This window comes from Acinetobacter sp. YH12239 (assembly GCF_013417635.1).
Taxonomy (GTDB): domain Bacteria; phylum Pseudomonadota; class Gammaproteobacteria; order Pseudomonadales; family Moraxellaceae; genus Acinetobacter.
Genome location: NZ_VPDP01000043.1, coordinates 1 through 5,072, shown reverse-complemented (window position 1 = coordinate 5,072; position 5,072 = coordinate 1). Strand labels below are relative to the sequence as shown.

Below are 5,072 nucleotides of genomic sequence, written 5' to 3'. Positions count from 1 at the left end.
GCAAAAATTATTGCTGATCTGAATGATTATCTAACAGAAGATAGAGATAGATTGTTATTCGATTTACAACCTATTTCTAAAGGTAGTTAAACATGAATAAAATAACGCTCTCCTTGCTTGCTATTCTAATATCTGCTCAAGTTTCGGCTGAATCTATCTTAGATATTGGCGATAAAATCAGAAAATATCGGGCAACTTAAACAGCCTGAACTTGAGCGAAAAATGGATTTGCACAACAATCAAATAGGGTTGTCTTTGGCCGTTCAAAACCCTTACACCATGTTCCATTCATCATTTATTAATATTACCCAAGCTAAGGTTAGAGCTGGCGATCTGCTACGCATTAAAAACGATAAGTTGGTTTGGACGAACTCAGAGGGCGAATTGAAATGAAAAAAATTATCCCGGTCTTGGCTTTATCAGGATTGTTATTGGTTGGGTGTGGCAAAGATGAAAAAGGCTTTATTATCATTAAAAATGAAACAGATAGCCCTTTAACAAATGTGACTATCCATTATGCTTCCCCTAAAGTTGATGAGGTTGTCGGAACAATCAACCCGAAGTCATCATATAAATATCCAATCAATTACACCTACAATGAAACAGCTATTAATTTGATTTATATTGATAAAAATCAAAAAATCACAACAAAAACTGTTGTTGGATATTCAGCAAAATATGACAAGGAAAATGTGGAAGTTGTAATTAAATAATTATTTTGGGTTTAATTTTCGCCATTCTTCCATGAGTGCAGCGTCTTCCTGTTCAAAGGTGGTTTCACCGTTCAGGATGCGTTGCTGTCTTGCTTCAACATCAGCCCGACAAGCGTCTATCGTTTGACATGAGGGGCGGCCAAGGGCGCCAGCCCTTGGACGTCCCCCTCGATGGAAGGGTTAGGCATCACTGCGTGTTCGCTCGAATGCCTGGCGTGTTTGAACCATGTACACGGCTGGACCATCTGGGGTGGTTACGGTACCTTGCCTCTCAAACCCCGCTTTCTCGTAGCATCGGATCGCTCGCAAGTTGCTCGGCGACGGGTCCGTTTGGATCTTGGTGACCTCGGGATCATTGAACAGCAACTCAACCAGAGCTCGAACCAGCTTGGTTCCCAAGCCTTTGCCCAGTTGTGATGCATTCGCCAGTGACTGGTCTATTCCGCGTACTCCTGGATCGGTTTCTTCTTCCCACCATCCGTCCCCGCTTCCAAGAGCAACGTACGACTGGGCATACCCAATCGGCTCTCCATTCAGCATTGCAATGTATGGAGTGACGGACTCTTGCGCTAAAACGCTTGGCAAGTACTGTTCCTGTACGTCAGCAAGTGTCGGGCGTGCTTCTTCTCCGCCCCACCACTCGACGATATGAGATCGATTTAGCCACTCATAGAGCATCGCAAGGTCATGCTCAGTCATGAGGCGCAGTGTGACGGAATCGTTGCTGTTGGTCACGATGCTGTACTTTGTGATGCCTAACACCTCTTGAGAAAATTCATGGTCTACAATACCTTTTGAGCTTCTGAATATTTCTTTTAGCCTTTCTTTTTCATCTTCGGTCATTTGAACCTCCTATTTATTTGAATCCAAGTTGCACCAGTAATGGGTAAAACGTCCTGAATTTTTCAGGCTGTAAAAGCATATCAGCAATACGTTTTGCAAAGTCTTCGTATGATTCAGTACCTACTGAATACTCACTCATTTCGTGCATTTCAGACAGTTTGTGAGCGAATAAATGACGTTGTGCATCGGTCATAGGGATAAAGAAATCAGGGGTATTTGGATCTCGTTTCGGGTCAACTGGCTTTTCAATTTTTTGCTGTTGTTTTTGTTTAAGCCTGAATGAAAAGCCTGAAATAGTACGCCCTCGCTTATGTTGTTCGTAAGTTACTGTGATGTCTGTATGCTCATTGATCTGTTTAATTGACGGTTCTAGCACACGCTTTTTAAAGTTGTGCATGTCTTTGTATTCGTTATCTTCAACGCCAAGTTTATGCCTAAACTCTGACAACTCAATTTGTGGCGTTTTACCGACTTCACGCCACGCTATAAGCAACTCGTAAAGGCGGATAGCGTACTTACTGGTGAGCTGTGTAACCTGTTTTAGTTGATAGCTTGTAAAGTGTTCCTCTAATCGCAAAATCAAAGGTACAACATCGGGGGCAAAAGTGATTTCTAGTATTGCTTCGTTTGTAGCGTATGCAATCCGACTAACCCAACGTGATTTAACAATAAAATCTGTACCTCCCCTAACCTCTCTAAATGAAAATTGACGATTGAATAAATTATCAACCGCATTTTTTAAGGCTTCATAAGCTGTTTTTTTATCAACATTAAAGTGCTTCATGTAGTCACTTGCATGTATTTGTAGCTTACTGTCTGCTGTTATTCCGTTTTCTGTTTCTCTTGCATTGATGATTGCTAAAAGCATTAAACGCTGTTCAGTTACTTCTAGGTTGTAACTAGCATTAATCAAAGCATTGTCTTTCACTACCAACCCATTTTTCATATTTTCGCTCATTTATAAGCATATAAGTACATAATAAATAAATGAAGTTTAAAATACAAGTTTTATCATGTACGTTAAAGAGGGGGATTTGTATGTTAATGGAGGGGAATTTGTACGTTAATGGAGGGGAATTTGTACGTTAATGGAGGGGAATTTGTACGTTAATAACAGCTGTAAGCCTTGTATAACAATGCTTTCAAGGCGTCTAAAAGCATTTAAAAGCTTTAAAATAATTAAAAACCCAAAATCTTTTAAAAACACATGAAAACTGCCCTAGGTTTTCGCTTCGCTCAAACTCTATTGAATCTCGCAAGCTCGATTCGAGGGGCAGTTTTTTGGTTAATTCTGTTTGTGAAATCTAAAAGCAAAAGCAACTATGAATTCGCTTCGCTCATAAAGCTTTATGCTCGCTTCGCTCGTCTAGGGGCAAATTTCAGCATGAAAATATAGATTTTCTAGGATTCAAATCATTTAAAAGCGGTTTTTCAGAGGGTCGATGGTCGAATATTGCTAGTTCGCTCGTAGACACTCGCTCTATAAGACCATGTATTGTTTAGATAATTTTAAGAAACGCCAAAAAAGAAAATTTAAATTTTAGCGTGAACGTGGCTTATGGCTTTGTGTTTTTGATTCAGCCAGTAGTTTATTGGCTTCGTCATGTTTTCCTTGCTCACGTAAGGCTTTACGTGCAAAAAACGCCTGTTTTTCTCGTTCTTGTTGTGCCTTGGCTTCCTGTTTCCGCTTTTCCTGTTCGGCTAACTTCCGTTGTTGTTCACGTTCAAGGTGAAGTCTTGCTCGATCATGTTTGGCTTTCAGGTTCGGATTAGCTTTGTTTACGATCTCTTTTGCCCGATCTGTATAGCGTTCAGGTTCTAAACGTGGGGTTTTGGTCTTTAAATCTCGTTCCTGACTGTCCAATTCTTGCCATTGGGTTTGAATTTCTGCATTCGCAGCATCCCATTTCCCACCAAAAAACATAGGTCTTTTGCCTAATTGTTCTTTTTGGTGTTCAAGATTGGTTTTTGATAGCCCTATTTGCTCTAAAACAGCGTTCATTTGCTCGATTTCTGTTTTTTGGGTAGTTAGTGCTATGTTTTTTGCTTCTGTGGCTACAGCGTCGTTATATTGCGAAATAACGCTATATGCGATTTTGGTCAATTCTTCAGGGGAACGTTGTTCCTGGTCTTTTTCTTTTTGGCGTTGTTCCTGGTCTAATTTTTCCCTGGTCTGAATCAAGTTATTCAACAGTCGTTCAGATGCTTGTATCTCTTGATCTAAACCTTTGATGTGTTGGCTAAATTGGTTGCGTTCACGGATGGCATCATTGGATAGACTGATTTCGGTGTCTATTCCTTGTCTGCGAAGTTGGGTAACTTGTGGCCCCTCATGTTGAGTGGCTTCAAGGTCTATGCCTTGATCTTTGTAACTACGGTGATCGACACGATCTGCAAAGCCATGTTTTTCTAAATGGCGGTTGGTCAATTCTGCAAAGTGTTCTCTCCAGTGGCTCACGGTTTCACTGGATTGCTCTTTGTTGAAGTCTCGATTTTTCTTTTTGGCAAAGTCGCCTGTCTGTGGGTCAATCTGCCGACTGGTGAACATGATGTGTGCATGGAAGTTTCTTTCATCACTTCCGCTTTTGGTATGTGGAGCATGGATACATGCGTCCACGATCACACCATGTTTTTCTACAATTTCCTGACATAGCTCATCGAGCAAGTCTTGTCTTTGTTCTGCATTAAACTCATGGGGAAAGGCAATTTCAAACTCTCTTGCTAAGGTTGCATCTTTTCTACGTTCAACCTGTTCAACTGCATTCCATAATTCTTGACGGTCTAATAATTCTTTTTTGGTGTTTTCAGGTGCATAGATTTTTTTAGATTCCACACCTGTTTTTTGGGTGTAGTCCTGAATTTTTCCTTGATAATGATCTTCTAATTTTTCACCTGAACGATAGGCAGAACATGCAACGGCTGAACGCCCTGCACTTCGGCTTATCGTTTTGACGGAAAAATGAAAGATTGCCATTTTGCTTTTGCTCTTAAATTTGGATTTCCAAATTTCACCAATCTGCATAGATTGGTTTGGGGTTGTAGGGGGAATCCCCTGCCGTACTTCCATTGAAAAAATCGAAGATTTTTCTCAATGGTAAAGTGCGCCCTTTGGGAAAACCACGATAGCAGATAGTATCTTGAATTTCAATTCATGTACGCTTATGCTAACTGTGGTTTTTTTAGGCATTGGAGTTGTAATGAAAGTCGAATCTTTGGAACAGCAAATTGCTAAACAAGAAGAACGTTTGAAACAGCTTAAAGCTCAGAAGCAAGCTGTTTTGGCTCGTGAAAAAAAGAAAGCAACGGATCAACAGCGAAAAGAAGATACTAGACGTAAAATTTTGCTTGGTTCTTTGGCGTTAAAAAAAATGCAAGATGATTCAGAAAAGGCAAAAATTATTGCTGATCTGAATGATTATCTAACAGAAGATAGAGATAGATTGTTATTCGATTTACAACCTATTTCTAAAGGTAGTTAAACATGAATAAAATAACGCTCTCCTTGCTTGCTATTCT

General features: G+C 40.1%; 6 protein-coding genes. 3 read left to right on the top strand and 3 right to left on the bottom strand.

Annotated elements, in window-relative coordinates; genetic code table 11:
* The first annotated feature begins 165 nt into the window (after nt 1-165).
* Both FTV17_RS15660 and FTV17_RS15305 read left to right on the top strand, forming a co-directional pair.
* Nucleotides 166-393 carry a hypothetical protein gene (locus tag FTV17_RS15660; protein ID WP_373423926.1) on the top strand — a complete coding sequence of 76 codons (228 nt, stop codon included), beginning with the start codon at nt 166-168 and terminating at the stop codon, nt 391-393.
* Nucleotides 390-713: a hypothetical protein gene (locus FTV17_RS15305; RefSeq protein WP_180000673.1), complete on the top strand. Its 324-nt coding sequence runs from the start codon at nt 390-392 to the stop codon at nt 711-713. The genes FTV17_RS15660 and FTV17_RS15305 overlap by 4 nt, the downstream gene beginning before the upstream one ends.
* A gap of 180 nt (nt 714-893) precedes the next feature.
* Here FTV17_RS15305 and FTV17_RS15300 read toward each other — a convergent pair whose 3' ends face one another.
* The 3 genes from FTV17_RS15300 to mobQ form a co-directional block, all read right to left on the bottom strand.
* A complete protein-coding gene (locus tag FTV17_RS15300) occupies nt 894-1,448 on the bottom strand; it encodes an aminoglycoside N-acetyltransferase AAC(6')-Ib4 (protein WP_003159191.1) in 555 nt (184 codons plus the stop codon).
* 121 nt (nt 1,449-1,569) lie between these two features.
* Entirely contained in the window at nt 1,570-2,502 is a 933-nt protein-coding gene (gene repM, locus FTV17_RS15295) for a replication initiation protein RepM (protein ID WP_180000677.1), read from the bottom strand.
* 594 nt (nt 2,503-3,096) lie between these two features.
* On the bottom strand, nt 3,097-4,530 hold the full coding sequence (mobQ, locus tag FTV17_RS15290; protein WP_180000675.1) for a MobQ family relaxase: 1,434 nt from the start codon (nt 4,528-4,530) through the stop codon (nt 3,097-3,099).
* 223 nt (nt 4,531-4,753) lie between these two features.
* Between mobQ and FTV17_RS15285 the strand changes: the two genes are divergently transcribed.
* Complete coding sequence (locus FTV17_RS15285; protein WP_180000671.1) at nt 4,754-5,035, top strand: mobilization protein; 282 nt, start codon at nt 4,754-4,756, stop codon at nt 5,033-5,035.
* Nucleotides 5,036-5,072: the final 37 nt, after the last annotated feature.